Source organism: Serratia sp. PF-27 (genome assembly GCF_030053255.1).
Taxonomy (GTDB): domain Bacteria; phylum Pseudomonadota; class Gammaproteobacteria; order Enterobacterales; family Enterobacteriaceae; genus Serratia; species Serratia bockelmannii.
The window spans coordinates 37,767-59,596 of record NZ_JASGBT010000002.1 but is presented as its reverse complement, the minus strand read 5'-3'; the positions used below and the strand labels follow the sequence as shown (position 1 = coordinate 59,596).

Here is a 21,830-nt window from a genome sequence, read left to right as displayed (position 1 = left end):
GATTTAGTGGAGTGAAATATGGCTGAATATGATTCAGAAATCGCCATGGTCAAAGAGCCGGCGGACATTCATTTGCGCAGCGTCGATCTTAATTTGCTGACGGTGTTTGACGCCGTGATGCAAATGCAAAATATTACGCGAGCCGCTAATTCGTTGGGGATGTCGCAGCCGGCGGTGAGTAACGCGGTGGCGCGCCTGAAGGTGATGTTCAACGATGAACTGTTTGTGCGCTGCGGGCGCGGGATTCAGCCCACTATGCGCGCCAGGCAGCTGTTCGGGCCGGTGCGGCAAGCGCTGCAGCTGGTGCAAAATGAGTTGCCGGGATCTGAGTTTGAGCCGCTGACCAGCACGCGAGCGTTCTCCTTGTCGCTGTGCAGCCCGCTCGATTTACGTCTGGGCGCTGGAATAATCAATCACGTCAAACAGATCGCGCCGCAGCTTAACCTGCAAATAAAGTCATACATTAACAATAATATCGAACATCAATTGCGTTATCAGGACGTCGAGTTTGTCATCGGCTACAGCCGTTTCGAGTCGGCGGAGTTTCGCAGCCTGGCAATGTTCGACGACGAATTAGTGCTGGCGGTCGCGCAGGCGCACCCGCGAATAGGGGAGGAGGTGACGCCGGAGAAAATGTTGGCCGAACAGCACGCGGCAGTTTCTCTGGAAAGTTTTGGTTCTTTCAGTAAACCTTTTTATTTAGAGGAACCGATGCTGCGCACCGTGACACAACAGTGCACGGATCTCTACAGCGTGTTGAATATGGTGTCGCAAACGGACATGGTGGCGATTGCGCCCGCCTGGCTGGTGCGGCAACAGACGGAAGCGTTGAAAATAAAGTCGGTTCCTTTATGTGGCAACGATAATAAAGCCACTTGCTATCTCTCCTGGCATGAATCCTCCGAGCGGGATAAAGGCCACCAGTGGATGAAATCCGTTCTGATTGAGGCCGGTAACCCAAAGTAACGCGATAAAAAATGGGGTCATACAAAAATAATATTCAACTGATCGTTTTTTTCTCATGATAAAAGCTAAGAACTATCTGGGTTTTTATTAAGATGTTTCTTGGTTTTGCGGCGATAAAATAACTTATTTTCAGGATGGGTTGGTTCGTTTACCAAAAATAATTAATATAAATTAATATTCTGATTTTTACTTTTCGGCTGGTATTTTAAACTAATTCGATGCGGCGGCCCGGATGGGCCGCGTTTTATTGCCGCCACCCAACCTTTTCTTTCCCGTTCTGTCCAACCCATGAAAGCGCGAAAGCCGGCCTGAGTTTTGGCTCACACTTCTACGCTGAAATCACTTTTCCCTCTGCCTGAGAGTAGGTAGACTGCGCGGAAAAAAGTAAACACGTGTAAGCTGAGATGAGGGCCGCAAGGCGTCGTTCAGGCTTAACTGTATGATTCATTTCAGGCTTAGAGCACTATGATCACTAATCTGCTGCAATACCATCTTATCCATCGTATACAGCATCAAATCATCCATCGAGCCGATCGCACAGCTTTTCGCCAATGGTCGCCAAACGGCGAGTTTCAATTGACCTGGGGAGAGGCCGCCACTCGTATTGATCGCATTGCCGCCGGGCTGCTGGGGCTTGGCGTCGACGTGCAAGAACGCATCGGTATTTTCGCCAATAACACGATGGCCTGGGCGTTGGCCGATCTCGCTATCCTGCATCTGCGCGGTGTCAGCGTACCGCTGTATTCCACCAATACGCCGGCACAGGCGGCGTTCGTCACCAACGACGCCGACATCCGTATACTGTTCGTTGGCGAGCAGGCGCAGCTTGACGCCGCCATCGCGCTGCGCGGCGTCTGCCCGCAGCTGCGCCATATTGTCGTTTTCGACGAGGGGGCCGATCTGCGCGGCTGCGAGATCGCACAGCATCTGAGCGCCTTCGAACGCGCTGCCGATCCGGTGGCTTTTGCCGCTCAACGTCGGCAGCGTATTGAAGAGTGCGACCTGCAGGATCTCTTCACCCTGATCTATACCTCGGGCACTACCGGCGAGCCGAAAGGGGTGATGCTGGACTACCGCAACCTGGCGGCGCAGCTTTACCTGCATGATGAAAGGCTGACGGTCGGCGAAGAAGATGTGTCGCTCAGCTTCCTGCCGCTGTCGCACGTGTTCGAACGTGCCTGGAGCTTCTTTGTGATGCATTCCGGCGCGCAGAACGTCTTCCTGCCGAACACCGACTGGGTGCGGGAAGCGATGGGGCAGGTCCGCCCGACGCTGATGTGCGCGGTACCGCGTTTCTACGAGAAGATTTTCAGCGCGGTGCATGAAAAAGTGGCGCGCGCCCCTTGGCTGCGCCGCGCGCTGTTCCACTGGGCGATCGTCTGCGGGGAGCGCAAGTTCCTTCAAGAGCGGGCCGGCAAACCGTTGGGCAAACTGTTCGAACTCTCTCATCGCTGGGCCGACAAGCTGGTATTGAGCAAGTTGCGCGGCATCCTCGGCGGCCGGGTGCGCTTTCTGCCGGCGGCGGGAGCCAAGCTGGATGACAATGTGATCCTGTTCTTCCAGGCGATGGGCGTCAACATCAAGTACGGCTACGGCATGACCGAAACCTGTGCGACCGTCTCCTGTTGGGAAGAGGGGCATTTCCGTTTCGGCTCCATCGGCAAACCGCTGCCGGAGGTCGAGGTGCGCATCGGTGAAGAAAATGAAATCCAGGTGCGAGGGCCGATCGTGATGCGCGGCTATTTCAACAAGCCATTGGAAACCGCCGCGACCTTTACCGCAGACGGCTGGCTGAAAACCGGCGATGCCGGGGCGATCGATGAAGAGGGCAATCTGTTCATCACCGAGCGCCTGAAGGATTTGATGAAAACCTCCGGCGGCAAATACATCGCGCCGCAGATGCTGGAAGGTACGCTGGCGCAGGACCGTTTTATCGAACAGGTGGCGATCATCGCCGATGCGCGCAAGTTCGTTTCCGCGCTGATCGTGCCGTGCTTTGAGTCGCTGGAAGAGTACGCGAAGTCAGTCAACCTGAAGTACCAAGATCGTCTGGAACTGCTGCGCAACGGTGAAATTCTCGAGATGTTCGAAAAGCGTCTGCGCGAGATGCAAAAGGAGCTGGCGCGCTTCGAACAGGTGAAGAAGTTCACTCTGCTGCCGGCGGCCTTTTCCATGGAGCTGGGAGAGCTGACGCCAACGCTGAAGCTGCGCCGCAAAGTGATCCTGCAGCGCTATCAGCGTGAAATCGACTCAATGTACCAGGAACAGGCTTGACGCTGCCGCCGGATCGCGCGTCCGGCGAAAAAAACGGCATATACCTCGCCTGATTTAGTTCTGTAATTTTCCCTCTGTTCGAAACAATGCCTAGCCTGATGCCTCTGGGGCTAGCGCATTGTTTTTATAAAGCCGCGATCTCCAGCCGCTTGGCAATAACCCCGCCGCCGTTAAGCCATTTTGCCGTTTGCCTGCCCCATCTTCTGACGTTATGTTAATTCGATAGCGACAACCCATAAAAATTTAGGGGCATTGCCCCGCAGCAGGCGCTACGTTCCGGCGCCAGAGAAGAATAAGCAAGCCTGGAGGCAAACCCATGGAGATGTTGTCAGGAGCCGAGATGGTCGTCCGATCGTTGATCGATCAGGGCGTTAAGCATGTATTCGGCTATCCCGGCGGGGCGGTACTCGATATCTACGACGCCCTGCATACGGTCGGAGGGATCGATCATATTCTGGTGCGCCACGAGCAAGGTGCGGTGCACATGGCCGACGGTTACGCGCGCGCCACCGGTGAAGTGGGCGTGGTGTTGGTGACCTCCGGCCCCGGCGCCACCAATGCCATTACCGGTATCGCTACCGCCTATATGGATTCGATCCCGATGGTGGTGCTGTCGGGACAAGTGCCCAGCTCGCTGATCGGCTACGACGCCTTCCAGGAGTGCGATATGGTGGGGATTTCGCGTCCGGTGGTGAAGCACAGCTTCCTGGTAAAACGCACCGAAGACATCCCGGCGGTGTTGAAGAAGGCCTTTTACCTGGCCTCCAGCGGCCGCCCCGGCCCGGTAGTGATCGATCTGCCGAAAGACATTGTCGGCCCGGCGGTGCGGATGCCTTATGCCTACCCGCAGGACGTGAGCATGCGTTCTTATAACCCGACGGTGCAGGGCCACCGCGGGCAGATCAAACGCGCGTTACAAACCATTCTGGCGGCCAAAAAGCCGGTGATGTACGTCGGCGGCGGCGCGATCAACGCCGGTTGTGAAGCTGAATTACTGTCGTTGGCGGAGCAGCTGAACCTGCCGGTAACCAGCAGCCTGATGGGATTGGGCGCTTTCCCCGGCACCCATCGTCAGAGCGTCGGTATGCTCGGCATGCACGGAACCTATGAAGCCAACAAAACCATGCACCATGCCGACGTGATCTTCGCCGTAGGCGTGCGCTTCGACGATCGCACCACCAACAATCTGGCTAAATACTGCCCGGACGCCACCGTGCTGCACATTGATATCGATCCGACTTCGATCTCCAAAACGGTGGACGCCGATATTCCGATCGTCGGCGATGCCAAGCAGGTGTTGGTTCAAATGCTGGAGCTGCTGGCGCAGGATGAGAAAGCGCAGGATCACGATGCGCTGCGCGACTGGTGGCAGTCTATCGAGCAGTGGCGTGCCCGCGACTGCCTGGGTTACGACAAGCACAGCGGCACCATCAAGCCGCAGGCGGTGATCGAAACCCTGCACCGCCTGACCAAAGGCGACGCCTACGTCACCTCGGACGTGGGCCAGCACCAGATGTTCGCCGCGCTCTATTATCCGTTCGACAAACCGCGCCGCTGGATCAACTCCGGCGGCCTCGGCACCATGGGCTTCGGCCTGCCGGCGGCATTGGGCGTCAAGCTGGCGCTGCCGGAAGAAACCGTGGTGTGCGTGACCGGCGACGGCAGCATTCAGATGAATATTCAGGAGCTGTCCACTGCGCTGCAATATAACCTGCCGGTGGTGGTGGTGAACCTCAATAACCGTTATCTGGGCATGGTGAAGCAGTGGCAGGACATGATTTATTCCGGCCGCCATTCGCAGTCTTACATGGATTCGCTGCCGGACTTCGTCAAGCTGGCCGAGGCTTACGGCCATGTCGGCATCGCCATCCGCACGCCGGATGAGCTGGAAAGTAAGCTGGCGCAGGCGCTGGCGGAAAAAGAGCGGCTGGTGTTCGTCGACGTGACCGTCGATGAAACCGAACATGTTTACCCGATGCAGATCCGCGGCGGAAGCATGGACGAAATGTGGCTTAGCAAAACGGAGAGGACCTGATCATGCGCCGTATTTTATCTGTCTTGCTGGAAAACGAATCCGGCGCCTTGTCGCGCGTGGTCGGGCTGTTCTCCCAGCGCGGTTATAACATTGAAAGCCTGACGGTGGCGCCGACCGACGATCCGACGCTGTCGCGCATGACTATCCAGACCGTCGGCGACGAGAAAGTGCTGGAGCAGATTGAGAAACAGCTGCACAAGCTGGTGGACGTGCTGCGCGTCAGCGAGCTGGTGCAAGGCGCTCACGTCGAGCGCGAGATCATGCTGGTGAAGCTGCAGGCCAGCGGTTATGGCCGTGAAGAGGTGAAACGCTGCGCCGACATTTTCCGCGGCCAGATCGTCGATGTGACGGCGACGCTGTACACGGTACAGCTGGCCGGCACCAGCGACAAGCTCGACGCCTTCCTGAGCGCGGTGCGTGAAGTGGCGGAGATTGTGGAAGTGGCGCGTTCCGGCGTGGTCGGCGTGTCGCGCGGCGACAAAATCATGCGCTGAGCGCGGTTTAGTGGCGAATAATCGGGGCGCGGCATGGCTGCGCCCTTTGTTTTTCGGCATTTTTTTGCCCGATTGCTGGCACCTTTCGGCAAAAGCGGTTGCTAGGTAGTGTTTTCTGCTGTTAGATCGCAGAGGCTGGATTGAATAACCGCACGGGATGTCATGGTTAATCCGAGCACAGCCTTCACTTCTATTTTCAGCGTCATTAAGGGGTTAATGTGAAACTGGATGAAATCGCGCGTCTCGCGGGCGTTTCGCGCACGACGGCCAGTTATGTCATCAACGGCAAGGCGAAGCAGTATCGTGTCAGCGATAAAACCGTCGAGAAAGTGATGGCCGTGGTCAGGGAGCATAACTACCACCCGAATGCCGTCGCGGCAGGGCTGCGCGCTGGGCGCACCCGTTCTATCGGTCTGGTGATCCCGGATCTGGAAAATACCAGCTATACCCGTATCGCCAACTACCTGGAGCGTCAGGCGCGCCAGCGTGGTTATCAATTGCTGATCGCCTGCTCCGAAGATCAGCCGGACAACGAAATGCGCTGTATCGAGCACTTGCTGCAGCGTCAGGTGGACGCCATCATCGTTTCCACCGCCTTGCCGCCGGAGCACCCCTTCTATCAACGCTGGGCCAACGATCCGCTGCCGATCATCGCACTGGACCGCGCGTTGGATCGCGAGCATTTCATCAGCGTCGTCGGGGCCGACGAGGAAGATGCCTTTGCGCTGGCGCAGGAGCTGCGCACCTTCCCGGCGGAGTCGGTACTGTACCTGGGCGCCTTGCCGGAGCTTTCGGTCAGCTTCCTGCGTGAGCAGGGCTTCCGTCAGGCCTGGCAAGAGGATCCTCGCCATGTCGATTATCTGTACGCCAACAGCTATGAGCGTGAGGCCGCCGGCGCGCTGTTTGCCGAATGGCTGAAAACGCACCCGATGCCGCAGGCGCTGTTCACCACGTCGTTCTCTTTATTGCAGGGCGTGATGGACGTGACGCTGAAGCAACGCGGCCGTTTGCCGACCGATCTGGCGATTGCCACCTTCGGCGACCATGAGCTGTTGGATTTTCTGGAGTGCCCGGTGCTCGCGGTAGCGCAGCGCCATCGCGACGTGGCCGAACGCGTGCTGGAGCTGGTGTTGGCCAGCCTGGACGAACCGCGTAAACCCAAACCGGGACTGACGCGGATACGCCGTAATCTGTTCCGCCGCGGTAGCCTGAGCCGCAAATAGGCCGCTCTACAGGAGCCCGCGTTGTCGGGCTCCTGGTTTAGACGTAACCCGCGACCCGAAACAGCCGTCGGCAATATTCCAGGAAATAGCCATACACTACGCCCATCGCCATGGAGACCAGCGCATTGCTGGTCACCGCCGTCAGCATTTGTTGGCCGTCGGCGCCCACGCTCCACAGAATGGCGGCATAAACCGGCGACTGGAAACTGACGTAAGCCAGCAGATCGGCGAGGTTGCGCAGTAGGAATTGGCCGCGTGGGCAGCGGCGTGCCGTGCGGATAAACAGATCGCGATAGCGGCCGTAAGGCCAGGCGATCAGGATGTTGACCGGGATCGACAGCAGGCGCGAAGAGAGGGATTGCTGGAAGCTCATGCCGGAGATCAACACTTCTATCGCCATGCCGGCGATAAAGCAGTACACCACCAGTGCGAACGTATCGGCAGCGGCGCTACGCCAGTGAGGGGCGGGCGAAAGCATGCACTCTCTCCTTTTTGGTTAATGTTCTGTTAAATTATTTATTCGTAGTTGTTAGTTCTGGTTTTTTGCACTTCATATAGTGTACTAATCTGTATTGTGTTTTTTAACTGGATTTAAATTTTTATTTTTAACATTTGTTCGGTTTTTGTCCCGCAGAACAGGGGCACAGGATGGGACAGGGAGATTAAAATCGGTGAATTTAAATAAATTCATTAAAAACATGCAGTTGCGATTTTTGGTGTTTGAAGAGGTTTTTTTCCGGCAAAAATTGTGGAAATAAAGGTGTAAGAAAATGAAACCATAATTGTAAACAGGTATTTTGGGAATAATCTTACCAAATTGATTTAAATCGAAATTACTTCTGCTCGTAATATCCGAGCCATTTATTTTTATCGTGCTCTCATCATGGCGGGACAAATTGAAGTAAAATAGCGCGCAGTTTCACGGTGAATAACGATTGAGCGTTATTAACTCAAGGGGTTATGGCCTTATTCTTCGGTCGATTCGCCAGGCGCTGAGCCTTGGCGGGCGCGGGGCGGCAGCGGTTACAGCCCTGAGATTGCCGAGCTGAAAAATGAGACATGGCTTGCAGAAGGAAGTAATGAGTTAATTAATCGCCAGTTCGTCAGGTTTTTAATCAGATTCTTTCCGCTTAGAAAATTCTCTCCGTTTATCATGGTGTTAATTTTTAATCGTCGAATAATCAGAGTTTCTTTCGCGAGTCAGCTCCCAAAATGACCAGAGAAATATTGCCAAAGCGCTGGCGCTCTGGCTTGACAAGGTTTTCATACCCTCCGTAAACTCCATTGTGTGGGAATTTGTGGGGTAAAGTGGTGAAAACGGTCACTAAGGGGTAGCTCAGGAATGTTCCGTGGAGCGACGATGGTCAACCTCGACAGCAAAGGGCGGCTCGCCGTACCTACCCGATATCGGGAATTGCTCAACGAGGAATCGCAAGGCCAAATGGTCTGTACCATTGACCTCCATCAGCCCTGCCTGCTGCTTTATCCTTTGCCCGAATGGGAAATTATTGAACAAAAATTATCACGTCTGTCGAGCATGAATCCCGCCGAGCGCCGCGTTCAGCGCCTGCTGTTGGGGCATGCCAGTGAGTGTCAGATGGATAGTGCCGGTCGTTTGCTGCTTGCCAATACGCTGCGGCAACACGCCGGGCTCACAAAAGAAGTGATGCTGGTCGGTCAGTTCAACAAGTTTGAACTGTGGGATGAACAGACCTGGTATCAACAAGTCAAGGATGATATTGACGCTGAACAGTCGACTCAGGAACCGTTGTCTGAGCGGCTACAGGACTTGTCGCTATAAGCATGTTGGAAAACTATAAACACACCACCGTCCTGCTGGACGAAGCCGTCAACGGCCTCAACATCCGCAGCAACGGCATATATATCGACGGTACTTTTGGTCGCGGTGGCCATTCTCGTCTGATTCTGTCCCAGCTGGGGCCGGAAGGGCGCTTGCTGGCAATTGACCGTGACCCTCAGGCGATTGCAGCCGCCAAATCTATTGAAGATCCTCGTTTTACCATCGTACACGGCCCATTTTCCGAGTTGTCGCACTATGTGCGGGAGCGCGAACTGGTCGGCAAGATCGACGGCGTTCTGCTCGATCTGGGCGTTTCCTCGCCGCAGCTTGACGACGCAGAGCGCGGGTTCTCCTTCATGCGCGACGGTCCGCTGGACATGCGCATGGATCCGTCCACCGGCCTGTCCGCCGCGGATTGGCTGATGAAGGCCGAGGCGGACGATATCGCCTGGGTGCTGAAAACCTTTGGCGAAGAGCGTTTCGCCAAGCGCATCGCACGCGCCATCGTCGAAAGAAACCGCGTGGAGCCGATGACGCGCACCAAAGAGTTGGCGGATCTGATTGCCGATGCCAGCCCGTTCCGTGAAAAGCACAAGCATCCGGCGACGCGCAGCTTCCAGGCGATCCGCATCTATATCAACAGCGAGCTGGAAGAGATCGAGCGTGCGCTCGACGGCGCGCTGGAAGTGCTGGCCCCACAGGGCCGTTTGTCGATCATAAGTTTCCACTCGCTGGAAGACCGCATTGTCAAACGCTTTATGCGTCACCACAGCCGCGGCGCTCAGGTGCCGGCGGGCATTCCGTTGACCGAAGAGCAACTGCGCAGCATGGGCGGACGAACGCTGAAAGCGCTGGGCAAAATGATGCCGTCGGAAGCGGAAGTGGCGGACAACCCGCGTGCGCGCAGCTCGGTGCTGCGTATTGCTGAGAGGATGCCCGCGTGATCGGCAACGAACGTCACGGTCTGGTTGGGGTCATTGGCGGCGATCTGCTGCGCAACGCCAAGATCCCCCTGATTTTACTGATTGCGTCACTGGTCTCCGCGATTTTCGTGGTGACTACCGCGCACCGCACCCGCCTGCTGACCGCCGAGCGCGAACAGCTGGTTCTGGAGCGCGATGCGCTGGACATCGAGTGGCGCAACCTGATTTTAGAAGAGAACGCCCTCGGCGATCACAGCCGGGTTGAACGTATCGCGACAGAAAAACTGCAGATGCAACACGTTGATCCATCGCAGGAAAATATCATCGTTAAACAATGAATGGTTTAACCGGAATAATGACACGGAGTAGAAAGGAAACGCATGAAAGCAGCGCGCCCCGGTAAGTTGAGACGCCAGGAAGATCAGGCCAGCTTTGTCAGCTGGCGTTTTGCGTTGCTGTGCGGCTGCATTTTGCTGGCGATGGTTGGCCTGATGTTGCGCGTCGCGTACCTGCAGGTCATCAACCCCGATCGTCTGGTGAAAGAAGGTGACATGCGTTCGCTGCGCGTGCAGGAAGTGCCGACCGCGCGCGGCATGATCAGCGATCGCGCCGGCCGTCCGTTGGCGGTCAGCGTGCCGGTGAATGCGGTGTGGGCCGATCCGAAAGAGCTGAACGAGCGCGGCGGCATCACGCTGGACAGCCGCTGGAAAGCGCTTTCCGATGCGCTGAACATCCCGCTGGACCAACTCTCCAACCGCATCAACGCCAACCCGAAAGGGCGCTTCGTTTATCTGGCGCGCCAGGTTAACCCGGCGATCGGCGACTACATCCACAAACTCAAGCTGCCGGGGATCTACCTGCGGCAGGAGTCGCGCCGGTACTACCCGGCGGGGCAGGTGACGTCGCACATCATCGGCGTGACCAACATCGACGGGCAAGGTATCGAAGGCGTAGAGAAGAGCTTCGACCGCTGGCTGACCGGGCAACCGGGCGAGAGAACGGTGCGTAAGGATCGTTTCGGCCGGGTGATCGAAGACATCTCCTCCGTCGACAGCCAGGCGGCGCACAACCTGGTGCTGAGCGTCGATGAGCGCCTGCAGGCGCTGGTGTATCGCGAGCTGAACAATGCGGTGGCGTTCAACAAGGCCGAATCGGGCACTGCGGTGCTGATCGATGTGAACACCGGCGAAGTGCTGGCGATGGCCAACAGCCCGTCTTACAACCCGAACAACATGGCCGGTACGCCGAAAGAAACCATGCGTAACCGCGCCATCACCGATATTTTTGAACCCGGTTCAACCGTGAAGCCAATGGTGGTGATGACCGCGCTGCAAAACGGCGTGGTGAGAGAAAACAGCGTGCTGAACACCATCCCGTACCGCATCCAGGGCCACGAGATCAAAGACGTGGCGCGGTACTCGGAGCTGTCATTGACCGGGATCTTGCAGAAGTCGAGTAACGTCGGTGTTTCAAAGCTGGCGTTAGCGATGCCGTCCTCAGCGTTAGTAGATACTTACTCTCGTTTTGGGCTGGGAAAAGCGACCAATTTGGGGCTGGTCGGAGAAAGCAGTGGCATATACCCAAAAAAACAACGGTGGTCTGACATAGAGAGGGCCACCTTCTCTTTCGGCTACGGGCTGATGGTAACTCCGTTACAGTTGGCGCGAGTCTATGCAACGATCGGCAGCCTGGGCGTGTATCGCCCATTGTCGATCACCAAGGTTGACCCTCCGGTCGCCGGCGAACGCGTTTTCCCTGAACCTCTGGTGCGCACCGTGGTGCACATGATGGAAAGCGTGGCCTTGCCGGGCGGCGGCGGCGTGAAAGCCGCCATCAAGGGGTACCGTATCGCCATCAAAACCGGTACCGCGAAAAAAGTGGGCCCGGACGGCAAATACGTCAACCGATATATCGCTTATACCGCCGGCGTCGCGCCGGCAAGTAACCCCCGTTTTGCCCTGGTGGTCGTCATCAACGACCCACAGGGTGGGAAATACTATGGTGGCGCAATCTCCGCGCCGGTGTTCGGCGCCATCATGGGCGGCGTATTACGCACCATGAACGTCGAGCCTGACGCGTTGCCTACCGGTGACAAAAGCGAATTAGTGATTAACAAGAAAGAGGGTTCAGGTGGCAGATCGTAATTTGCGCGACTTACTCGCCCCGTGGGTGCCGACGGCACCCGGGCGCGCGCTGCGGGAAATGACATTAGACAGCCGTGTGGCGGCTGCCGGGGATCTGTTTGTCGCCGTTGTCGGCCATCAAACGGATGGACGCCGCTATATTCCGCAGGCCATCGCGCAGGGCGTCGCCGCCGTGATCGCCGAAGCTGACGGTCAGGCCGAAGACGGCGCCATCGTTGAGATGCACGGCGTGCCGGTGATCTACCTGAGCCAACTGAACCAGCGCCTTTCCGCGCTGGCCGGGCGTTTTTACCACCAGCCGGGCGAGCGTCTGCGCCTGGTCGGCGTGACCGGCACCAACGGCAAAACCACCACTACGCAGCTGTTGGCGCAGTGGAGCCAACTGCTGGGCGAAACCAGCGCGGTGATGGGCACCGTCGGCAACGGCCTGCTGGGCCAGGTGTGTCCGACCGAGAATACCACCGGTTCTGCGGTGGATGTTCAACACGTATTAAACGAGTTGGCGGAACAGGGCGCGACCTTCGCCGCCATGGAAGTTTCTTCCCACGGTCTGGTGCAACACCGGGTGGCGGCGCTGCCGTTCGCCGCGGCGGTCTTTACCAACCTGAGCCGCGATCACCTGGATTACCACGGTGACATGGCCAATTACGAGGCGGCCAAATGGTCGCTGTTCGCCGCCCACAGCGTGGGGCAGGCGATCATCAACGCCGACGATGAAGTCGGTCAGCGCTGGCTCGGCAAGCTGCCGGATGCGGTAGCGGTGACGATGCAGGGCAACCTGCAGCCGGGCGGCCACGGCCGCTGGCTGAAAACCACGGCGGTCGATTATCACGACAACGGCGCCACCGTTCGTTTCAGCTCCAGCTGGGGCGACGGCGAGATCGAAAGCCGCCTGATGGGCGCTTTCAACGTCAGCAACCTGCTGTTGGCCTTGGCCACGCTGCTGTCGCTGGGCTATCCGCTGGAGGCGCTGGTGGAAACCGGCAGCCGTCTGCAGCCGGTCTGCGGCCGCATGGAAGTGTTTAACGCGCCGGCCAAACCGACGGTGGTGGTGGATTACGCCCACACGCCGGATGCGCTGGAGAAAGCGCTGGAAGCCGCGCGCCTGCACTGCCAGGGGCAGCTGTGGTGCGTCTTCGGCTGCGGCGGCGATCGCGACAAGGGCAAGCGTCCGCTGATGGGCGGTATTGCCGAGCAGTTCGCCGATCGCGTGGTGATCACCGATGACAACCCGCGTACCGAAGAGCCGCGCGCAATTATCAACGACATCCTGACCGGATTGCTGGACGCCGGGCAGGCGCTGGTGATCCACGGCCGCGCCGAAGCGGTAACCAGCGCCATCATGCAAGCGCAGGCGCAGGATGTGGTGTTGGTGGCGGGCAAGGGCCATGAAGATTATCAGCTGGTGGGCAACCGCCGCCTGGATTACTCCGACCGCACGACGGTCGCCCGACTGCTGGGGGTGCTGGCATGATCCCTGTCTCTCTTCAGACACTGGCTGAGGTATTGAGCGCTGAACCGATCGGCGCCGATTGCCAAATTGTCGAGGTGACGACAGACACCCGCAAGGTGACCGCCGGTTGCCTGTTTGTGGCGCTGAAAGGTGAGCGTTTCGACGCTCACGACTTCGCGGCGGATGCCGTAGCCGCAGGCGCCGGGGCATTGCTGGTCAGTAAGCGCTTATTGGTGGACGTGCCGCAGCTGGTGGTGGAAGACACCCGTTTGGCGCTGGGGCAGCTTGGCGCCTGGGTGCGTCAGCAGGTGCCGGCGCGCGTGGTGGCGCTGACCGGCTCCTCGGGCAAGACATCGGTGAAAGAAATGACCGCCGCCATTCTGCGTGAATGCGGCGAAGTGCTGTATACCGCCGGTAACTTCAATAACGACATCGGCGTGCCGCTGACGCTGTTGCGTCTGGAGCCGCAGCATGATTTTGCCGTGATAGAGCTGGGCGCTAACCACATTGGCGAAATCGCTTACACCACCGCATTGACGCGTCCGCAGACCGCTTTGGTGAATAACCTGGCGGCGGCGCACCTGGAAGGCTTCGGCTCGCTGGCCGGCGTCGCTCAGGCGAAAGGTGAAATCTTTACCGGCCTGCCGGCCGACGGCGCGGCGATCATCAACGCCGATAACAACGATTGGCCGCACTGGCAGAGCATGCTGGTCGGCAAAACCGTCTGGCGCTTCTCGCCGCAGGCCGCCGAAGGTATGGACTTCTTCGCGGACAACGTGCGGGTGAATGGCGCAGGTACGCAGTTCACGCTGCACAGCCCGTTCGGCACCGCCGAGATCGCACTGCCGCTGCCGGGGCGCCACAACGTGGCCAACGCGCTGGCGGCCACGGCGCTGGCGATGTCGGTGGGCGCGACGCTCGAAGCGGTGCGTCAGGGGTTGAAACAATTGCAGGCGGTGCCGGGGCGCTTGTTCCCGGTGGCGCTGGCCGAAGGCAAGCTGCTGCTGGACGACAGCTATAACGCCAACGTCGGGTCGATGACCGCGGCGGCGCAGGTGCTGGCGGAAATGCCGGGCTACCGCGTGATGGTGGTCGGCGATATGGCCGAGCTGGGCGCAGAAGCGGAAGAGTGCCACCGTCAGGTGGGTGAAGCCGCCCGCCTGGCCGGGGTCGATAAAGTGATCAGCGTCGGCGGGTTGAGCCGCGTGCTGAGCGAAGCCTCCGGCAACGGCGAACATTATCAGGACAAGACAGCAGTGATCGCGCGCGTGGCGGAATTACTGTCGGAACATGCGGTCATCACCGTGTTAATCAAAGGTTCACGTAGTGCCGCAATGGAGCAGGTAGTACGCGCGTTACAGGAGAAAGCACCATGTTAGTTTGGCTGGCCGAACATTTGGTCAAGTATTACTCAGGCTTCAACGTCTTTTCTTATCTGACGTTCCGAGCCATTGTCAGCCTGCTGACCGCGCTGTTCCTGTCGCTGTGGATGGGCCCGCGGGTGATCAAGCGTCTGCAAGAAATGTCCTTCGGTCAGGTGGTGCGCAACGACGGCCCCGAGTCGCACTTCAGCAAGCGCGGCACGCCGACCATGGGCGGCATCATGATCCTGACCTCCATCACCATTTCGGTGCTGATGTGGGCCTACCCGTCCAACCCGTATGTCTGGTGCGTGCTGTTTGTGCTGGTGGGTTACGGCATCGTCGGTTTCGTCGACGACTACCGCAAGGTGGTGCGTAAGGACACCAAAGGGCTGATCGCCCGCTGGAAGTATTTCTGGCAGTCGGTGATTGCGCTGATTGTCGCATTCGCCATGTACGCCGTAGGAAAAGACACGCCAGCCACCGAGCTGGTTGTGCCGTTCTTTAAGGACGTGATGCCGCAGCTGGGCCTGCTGTACATCCTGTTGGCCTATTTCGTCATCGTCGGCACCAGCAACGCGGTCAACCTGACCGACGGCCTGGACGGCCTGGCGATCATGCCGACGGTATTCGTGGCGGCCGGCTTCGCGCTGGTGGCCTGGGCGACCGGTAATATGAACTTCGCCAACTACCTGCACATTCCGTATCTGCGTCATGCCGGTGAGTTGGTGATCGTGTGTACCGCCATCGTCGGTGCCGGCCTCGGGTTCCTGTGGTTCAACACCTACCCGGCTCAGGTGTTTATGGGCGACGTCGGTTCGCTGGCGCTAGGCGGCGCGCTGGGCACCATTGCGGTGCTGCTGCGCCAGGAGTTCTTGCTGGTGATCATGGGCGGCGTGTTCGTGGTAGAGACGCTGTCGGTGATCCTGCAGGTGGGGTCGTTCAAGCTGCGCGGACAACGCATTTTCCGCATGGCGCCGATTCACCACCACTATGAATTGAAAGGCTGGCCGGAACCGCGCGTGATCGTGCGCTTCTGGATCATTTCGCTGATGCTAGTGCTGATTGGCCTGGCAACGCTGAAGGTGCGTTAATCATGGCAGACTATCAGGGTAGAAAAGTCGTCATCATCGGGTTGGGCCTCACCGGCCTGTCCTGTGTCGATTTCTTCATGGCGCGCGGCGTGACGCCGCGCGTGATGGATACCCGTATCGCGCCGCCAGGGTTGGACAAACTGCCTGAAAGTTTGGAGCGCCATCTGGGCGATCTGAATCAAGACTGGCTGCTGGCGGCGGATCTGATCGTCGCCAGCCCGGGCGTCGCGCTGGCGACCCCGGCATTGAGCGCCGCGGCTGACGCCGGCGTCGAAATCGTCGGCGACGTCGAACTGTTCTGCCGCGAGGCGCAGGCGCCGATCGTGGCGATTACCGGCTCCAACGGCAAGAGCACCGTCACCACCCTGGTGGGTGAGATGGCGAAAGCCGCCGGTTGGGCGGTGGGCGTGGGCGGCAATATCGGCCTGCCGGCGCTGAGCCTGTTGCGTCAGGAATGTCAGCTTTACGTGCTGGAGCTGTCCAGCTTCCAGCTGGAAACGACGTATAGCCTGCGGGCGGCGGCGGCGACCATCCTGAACGTGACCGAAGATCATATGGATCGCTATCCGTTCGGTCTGCAGCAGTATCGCGGTGCCAAGCTGCGCGTGTATGAAAACGCCGCGGTGTGCGTGGTGAACGCGGACGACGCGCTGACCATGCCGGTGCGCGGCGCCGACGAACGCTGTGTCAGCTTCGGCGCGGACGTAGGCGACTATCACTTGAACCGCCAGCAGGGGGAAACCTGGCTGCGGGTGCGCGGTGAGAAGGTGCTGAATACGCGCGAAATGAAGCTGACCGGCCGCCACAATTACACCAACGCCCTGGCGGCGCTGGCGTTGGCGGATGCGGTCAATATCCCGCGTGCGTCCAGCCTGAAGGCGCTGACCACCTTCACCGGCCTGGCACACCGCTTCCAGCTGGCCTGGGAGCACAACGGCGTGCGTTGGATCAACGATTCCAAAGCCACCAACGTCGGCAGCACCGAAGCGGCGCTGAACGGCCTGCAGGTGGACGGCACGCTGCATCTGCTGCTGGGCGGCGACGGCAAGTCCGCCGATTTCTCGCCGCTGGCGCGCTATCTGCAGGGCGACAACGTGCGTCTGTATTGTTTTGGCCGTGACGGCGCTCAGCTGGCACAGCTGCGGCCGGAAGTGGCGACGTTGACCGAGACCATGGAGCAGGCGATGCGCACCATCGCCGGCCGCGTAATGCCCGGCGATATGGTGCTGTTGTCGCCGGCCTGCGCCAGCCTCGATCAGTTCCGTAATTTTGAAGTGCGCGGCGATGAGTTCGCCCGCCTGGCGCAGGAGCTTGGCGGATGAAACTACGCTTGCCGAACTTCGGGCTGACAGAACGGCTGAAAGACTGGGTGACCGGCGCGCGCGACAACGACGCGGTCAACATGGTGCTGTACGATCGCACCCTGCTGTGGTTGACCTTCGGCTTGGCGATCATCGGCTTCGTGATGGTGACCTCGGCCTCGATGCCGATCGGCCAACGCCTGGCGGACGATCCGTTCCTGTTCGCCAAACGTGACGCGCTGTACCTCGGCCTGGCGTTCGGCCTGTCGCTGGTGACGCTGCGCATCCCGATGGAAATTTGGCAGCGCTACAGCAACGTGATGCTGCTGATGTCGATCGTGATGCTGCTGATCGTCCTGGTGGTGGGGAGCTCGGTAAACGGGGCCTCGCGTTGGATCGCACTCGGCCCGTTGCGTATTCAGCCCGCGGAGCTGTCCAAGCTGTCGCTGTTCTGCTACCTGGCGAGCTATCTGGTGCGCAAGGTGGAAGAGGTGCGCAGCAACTTCTGGGGCTTCTGCAAGCCGATGGGCGTGATGGTGGTGCTGGCGGTGCTGCTGCTGGCGCAGCCGGACCTCGGTACCGTGGTGGTGCTGTTCATCACCACGCTAGCAATGCTGTTCCTGGCCGGTGCGAAAATGTGGCAGTTCCTGGCGATCATCGGCTCCGGCGTGTTCGCCGTGGTGCTGCTGATCATCGCGGAACCGTACCGTATGCGCCGCGTGACGTCGTTCTGGAACCCGTGGGCCGACCCGTTCGGCAGCGGCTACCAGCTGACCCAGTCGCTGATGGCGTTCGGCCGCGGCGAGTTCTGGGGGCAGGGGCTCGGCAACTCGGTGCAGAAACTGGAGTATTTGCCAGAGGCACACACCGACTTCATCTTCTCCATTTTGGGGGAAGAACTGGGCTATATCGGTGTGGTTTTAGCCCTGTTAATGGTATTCTTCGTCGCTTTTCGCGCGATGTCCATCGGGCGCCGCGCGCTGGAGATCGACCAACGCTTCTCCGGCTTCCTGGCCTGCGCGATCGGCGTGTGGTTCAGCTTCCAGGCGCTGGTTAACGTCGGCGCCGCCGCGGGCATGCTGCCGACCAAAGGTCTGACGCTGCCGCTGATCAGTTACGGCGGTTCGAGCTTGCTGATTATGTCGACGGCGATCGTGCTGTTGCTGCGAATTGATTATGAAACGCGCCTGACCAAGGCTCAGGCGTTTGTGAAGAGGTAAGGGATGAGCGGGAAACCTAAGCGTTTAATGGTGATGGCAGGCGGTACCGGCGGGCACGTGTTCCCGGGGCTGGCGGTCGCGCATCATCTGATGGCGCAGGGCTGGCAGGTGCGCTGGCTCGGAACCGCAGACCGAATGGAAGCCGATCTGGTGCCGAAGCACGGGATCGAGATCGATTTTATCCGCATCTCCGGCCTGCGCGGCAAGGGCCTGAAGGCTCAATTGACCGCACCGCTGCGGATCTGGCAGGCGGTGCGTCAGGCAAAAGCCATTATGCGCAGCTATCAGCCGGATGTGGTGCTGGGAATGGGCGGTTACGTCTCCGGTCCCGGCGGCCTGGCAGCCTGGCAGTGCGGCATCCCGGTGGTGCTGCACGAGCAGAACGGCATCGCCGGTTTGACCAACCGCTGGCTGGCGCGCATCGCCGCCAAAGTGATGCAGGCCTTCCCCGGCGCGTTCCCGAACGCCGAGGTGGTGGGCAACCCGGTGCGTACCGACGTGTTGGCGCTGCCACTGCCGGCAGAGCGGTTGCAAGGGCGCGAAGGCCCGATCCGCGTGTTGGTGATTGGCGGAAGTCAGGGCGCCCGCGTGCTGAATCAGACAGTTCCTGAAGTCGCGGCGCGTTTGGGCGATAGAATTACGCTCTGGCATCAGGTTGGCAAGGGCGCGCTGGAAACGGTGCTGCGCGACTACGAAAGGGTAGGGCAGACGCAGCACAAAGTGACCGAGTTCATCGACGACATGGCCGCCGCCTATGCCTGGGCCGACGTGGTGGTCTGCCGCTCCGGCGCGTTGACCGTCAGTGAAATCGCGGCGGCAGGGCTGCCGGCGATCTTCGTGCCGTTTATGCACAAGGATCGTCAGCAGTACTGGAACGCGCGTCCGCTGGAAGAAGCCGGCGCGGCGAAGATTATCGAACAGCCGCAGTTTAACGCCGATGTGGTGGCCGAACTGCTGGCGAGTTGGGATCGCAAGACGCTGCTGGCCATGGCCGAGAAAGCGCGTGCGGTCGCCATTCCGGATGCCACCGAGCGCGTGGCGGCGGAGCTGGTGCGGCTCGCCAAGTAACGAGTGCAGGGGTTCGGCGCGCCGAACCTGAATAAAAGCAATGTGATGTAGGGCCGGGGTACCGGATCCGGATTAGAGAGAGTGATGAATACACAACAACTGGCGAAACTACGTACTATCGTGCCCGAGATGCGTCGCGTCCGGCACATTCACTTTGTCGGCATCGGTGGTGCCGGCATGGGTGGTATCGCCGAAGTGTTGGCAAACGAAGGGTATCAGATCAGCGGCTCCGACCTGGCGCCGAATCCGGTCACCCAACAGTTAAGCGCGCTCGGGGCGACGATTTATTTCAATCACCGTCCGGAAAACGTGCTGGATGCGAGCGTGGTGGTGGTGTCTACCGCCATCTCCGCCGACAACCCGGAGATCGTCGCCGCTCGTGAAGCGCGCATCCCGGTGATCCGCCGCGCTGAAATGCTGGCGGAGCTGATGCGTTTTCGCCACGGTATCGCTATCGCCGGCACGCACGGCAAAACCACCACCACGGCGATGGTCTCGAGCATTTACGCCGAAGCCCGCCTGGACCCGACCTTCGTCAATGGCGGGCTGGTGAAGGCGGCGGGGACCCACGCACGACTGGGGTCCAGCCGTTATCTGATCGCGGAAGCGGATGAGAGCGATGCGTCGTTCCTGCATCTGCAGCCGATGGTGGCCGTGGTCACCAACATCGAAGCCGACCACATGGACACCTACCAGGGCGACTTCGAGAACCTGAAGCAGACGTTTATCAATTTCTTGCACAACCTGCCGTTCTACGGCCGCGCGGTAATGTGCATCGACGATCCGGTGGTGCGTGAGCTGCTGCCGCGCGTGGGTCGCCACATCACCACCTACGGCTTCAGTGAAGATGCCGACGTGCGCATCGAAGACTACCGGCAGATTGGGCCGCAGGGGCACTTTACCCTGAGCCGTCAGGACAAACCGTTGCTGACGGTGACGCTGAACGCGCCGGGCCGCCACAATGCGTTGAACGCAGCGGCGGCGGTGGCGGTAGCGACCGAAGAAGGCATCGACGACGAAGATATCCTGCGCGCGCTGGCGGGCTTCCAGGGCACTGGGCGCCGCTTCGATTTCCTCGGCGAGTTTCCGCTGGAGCCGGTCAACGGCAAAGCGGGCAGCGCGATGCTGGTGGACGATTATGGCCACCATCCGACCGAAGTGGACGCCACGCTGAAAGCGGCGCGCGCCGGCTGGCCGGACAAGCGTCTGGTGATGATCTTCCAGCCGCACCGCTACACGCGTACTCGCGATCTGTACGACGATTTCGCCAACGTGCTGTCGCAGGTGGATGTGCTGCTGATGCTTGACGTGTACGCCGCCGGTGAAGCGCCGATCCCGGGCGCGGACAGCCGCTCGCTGTGCCGCACCATCCGCAGCCGCGGCAAGCTGGATCCGATCCTGGTTTCCGATGCCGATACCGTGCCGGAAACGCTGGCGCAGCTGCTGCAGGATGAAGACTTGGTGCTGGTGCAAGGCGCCGGCAACGTGGGCAAAATCGCCCGTAAACTGGCCGAGCTGAAGCTGCAGCCGCCGAAGAAAGAGGAGGAGCACCATGGCTGATAAAGTTGCAGTTCTGCTGGGCGGCACCTCCGCTGAACGTGACGTTTCTCTGCAGTCCGGCGCCGCGGTGCTGGCCGGGTTGCGCGAAGCCGGCATCGATGCGCACGGCGTCGATACCCGCGATTTCCCGGTGACCCAGCTGAAAGATCAAGGGTTCACCAAAGTGTTTATCGCGCTGCACGGCCGCGGCGGCGAGGACGGCACCCTGCAGGGGCTGCTGGAGTTCCTCGAGCTGCCTTATACCGGCAGCGGCGTGATGGCCTCGGCGCTGACCATGGACAAATGGCGCACCAAGATGGTGTGGCAGTCGATGGGCTTGCCGGTGGCGCCTTACGTGGCGCTGAATCGCCAGCTGTATCTCGGCGCCGAAAAAGCGGCGCTGCTGGCGCGCGTGGCGGATCTCGGCCTGCCGCTGATCGTCAAGCCGAGCCGTGAAGGCTCCAGCGTCGGCATGAGCAAGGTCACCGAGAGCGCTGCGTTGGAAGCCGCGCTGGAAGAAGCCTTCCGCCATGACGACGATGTGCTGGTGGAGAAGTGGCTGAGCGGCCCGGAATACACGGTGGCAATGCTGGGCGACCAGGTGCTGCCGTCTATCCGTATCCAGCCGGCCGGCGTGTTTTACGACTACCAGGCCAAGTACATTTCGGACGATACGCAGTACTTCTGCCCGAGCGGTTTGAGCGCCGAGCAGGAAGCCGAGATGGCGGCATTGGCGCTACGCGCCTACCGCGGTCTGGACTGCAGCGGCTGGGGCCGCGTCGACGTGATGCAAGACAGCGATGGCAGCTTCTATCTGCTTGAGGTGAACACCTCTCCGGGCATGACCAGTCATAGCCTGGTGCCGATGGCGGCGCGCCAGTTTGGATTAAGCTTCTCGCAGCTAGTGGCGAGAATTTTGGAGTTGGCCGACTGA

At 59.7% G+C, this 21,830-nt stretch carries 18 protein-coding genes; 17 read left to right on the top strand and 1 reads right to left on the bottom strand.

Translation table 11 applies throughout. The annotated features are described in order from the left end of the window. The first annotated feature begins 18 nt into the window (after nt 1-18). The 5 genes from leuO to cra all read left to right on the top strand — a co-directional run bounded on the left by leuO (nt 19) and on the right by cra (nt 6,992). Nucleotides 19-966 (top strand): transcriptional regulator LeuO, encoded by a 948-nt coding sequence (gene leuO, locus QMZ29_RS00605; RefSeq protein ID WP_025301560.1) that lies wholly within the window; start codon nt 19-21, stop codon nt 964-966. A 465-nt stretch (nt 967-1,431) separates the two neighbouring features. After that, nucleotides 1,432-3,240 (top strand): AMP-dependent synthetase/ligase, encoded by a 1,809-nt coding sequence (locus QMZ29_RS00600; protein WP_148123128.1) that lies wholly within the window; start codon nt 1,432-1,434, stop codon nt 3,238-3,240. 316 nt (nt 3,241-3,556) lie between these two features. Further along, on the top strand, nt 3,557-5,275 hold the full coding sequence (ilvI, locus tag QMZ29_RS00595; RefSeq protein WP_043135936.1) for an acetolactate synthase 3 large subunit: 1,719 nt from the start codon (nt 3,557-3,559) through the stop codon (nt 5,273-5,275). 2 nt (nt 5,276-5,277) lie between these two features. After that, a complete protein-coding gene (gene ilvN, locus QMZ29_RS00590) occupies nt 5,278-5,769 on the top strand; it encodes an acetolactate synthase small subunit (RefSeq protein WP_004932806.1) in 492 nt (163 codons plus the stop codon). 218 nt (nt 5,770-5,987) lie between these two features. After that, nucleotides 5,988-6,992, top strand: a complete 1,005-nt coding sequence (gene cra / locus QMZ29_RS00585; protein ID WP_025301563.1) for a catabolite repressor/activator — start codon at nt 5,988-5,990, stop codon at nt 6,990-6,992. A gap of 37 nt (nt 6,993-7,029) precedes the next feature. On the opposite strand, the gene QMZ29_RS00580 is transcribed toward cra, so the two are convergent. After that, the gene (locus QMZ29_RS00580) at nt 7,030-7,470 is read right to left on the bottom strand and encodes an L-alanine exporter AlaE (RefSeq protein ID WP_261427470.1); all 441 of its coding nucleotides are present in this window, start codon (nt 7,468-7,470) and stop codon (nt 7,030-7,032) included. An 864-nt stretch (nt 7,471-8,334) separates the two neighbouring features. On the opposite strand from QMZ29_RS00580, the gene mraZ reads away from it, so the two are divergent. From mraZ to QMZ29_RS00520, 12 genes are all read left to right on the top strand, one after another. After that, on the top strand, nt 8,335-8,793 hold the full coding sequence (gene mraZ / locus QMZ29_RS00575) for a division/cell wall cluster transcriptional repressor MraZ (RefSeq protein ID WP_025159638.1): 459 nt from the start codon (nt 8,335-8,337) through the stop codon (nt 8,791-8,793). 2 nt (nt 8,794-8,795) lie between these two features. Next, a complete protein-coding gene (rsmH, locus tag QMZ29_RS00570; RefSeq protein WP_025301565.1) occupies nt 8,796-9,737 on the top strand; it encodes a 16S rRNA (cytosine(1402)-N(4))-methyltransferase RsmH in 942 nt (313 codons plus the stop codon). Beyond that, a complete protein-coding gene (gene ftsL / locus QMZ29_RS00565; RefSeq protein ID WP_015376645.1) occupies nt 9,734-10,054 on the top strand; it encodes a cell division protein FtsL in 321 nt (106 codons plus the stop codon). The genes rsmH and ftsL overlap by 4 nt, the downstream gene beginning before the upstream one ends. A 42-nt stretch (nt 10,055-10,096) precedes the next feature. Next, entirely contained in the window at nt 10,097-11,860 is a 1,764-nt protein-coding gene (ftsI, locus tag QMZ29_RS00560) for a peptidoglycan DD-transpeptidase PBP3 (RefSeq protein WP_004932790.1), read from the top strand. Next, nucleotides 11,847-13,334 (top strand): UDP-N-acetylmuramoyl-L-alanyl-D-glutamate--2,6-diaminopimelate ligase, encoded by a 1,488-nt coding sequence (gene murE, locus QMZ29_RS00555; protein ID WP_197811548.1) that lies wholly within the window; start codon nt 11,847-11,849, stop codon nt 13,332-13,334. Before ftsI ends, murE begins: the two co-directional genes overlap by 14 nt. Further along, a complete protein-coding gene (gene murF / locus QMZ29_RS00550) occupies nt 13,331-14,692 on the top strand; it encodes a UDP-N-acetylmuramoyl-tripeptide--D-alanyl-D-alanine ligase (RefSeq protein ID WP_261427473.1) in 1,362 nt (453 codons plus the stop codon). The genes murE and murF overlap by 4 nt, the downstream gene beginning before the upstream one ends. Further along, the gene (mraY, locus tag QMZ29_RS00545; RefSeq protein ID WP_004932782.1) at nt 14,686-15,768 is read left to right on the top strand and encodes a phospho-N-acetylmuramoyl-pentapeptide-transferase; all 1,083 of its coding nucleotides are present in this window, start codon (nt 14,686-14,688) and stop codon (nt 15,766-15,768) included. The genes murF and mraY overlap by 7 nt, the downstream gene beginning before the upstream one ends. A 2-nt stretch (nt 15,769-15,770) precedes the next feature. Next, nucleotides 15,771-17,090 carry a UDP-N-acetylmuramoyl-L-alanine--D-glutamate ligase gene (murD, locus tag QMZ29_RS00540; protein ID WP_261427474.1) on the top strand — a complete coding sequence of 440 codons (1,320 nt, stop codon included), beginning with the start codon at nt 15,771-15,773 and terminating at the stop codon, nt 17,088-17,090. After that, complete coding sequence (gene ftsW, locus QMZ29_RS00535) at nt 17,087-18,289, top strand: cell division protein FtsW (RefSeq protein WP_025301570.1); 1,203 nt, start codon at nt 17,087-17,089, stop codon at nt 18,287-18,289. The genes murD and ftsW overlap by 4 nt, the downstream gene beginning before the upstream one ends. A 3-nt stretch (nt 18,290-18,292) precedes the next feature. Then, nucleotides 18,293-19,357, top strand: coding sequence for an undecaprenyldiphospho-muramoylpentapeptide beta-N-acetylglucosaminyltransferase (gene murG / locus QMZ29_RS00530; RefSeq protein WP_004932773.1), 1,065 nt, complete (start codon nt 18,293-18,295; stop codon nt 19,355-19,357). Between the two features lie 84 nt (nt 19,358-19,441). Next, complete coding sequence (murC, locus tag QMZ29_RS00525; protein ID WP_025301571.1) at nt 19,442-20,917, top strand: UDP-N-acetylmuramate--L-alanine ligase; 1,476 nt, start codon at nt 19,442-19,444, stop codon at nt 20,915-20,917. Next, complete coding sequence (locus QMZ29_RS00520; RefSeq protein WP_127146503.1) at nt 20,910-21,830, top strand: D-alanine--D-alanine ligase; 921 nt, start codon at nt 20,910-20,912, stop codon at nt 21,828-21,830. The genes murC and QMZ29_RS00520 overlap by 8 nt, the downstream gene beginning before the upstream one ends.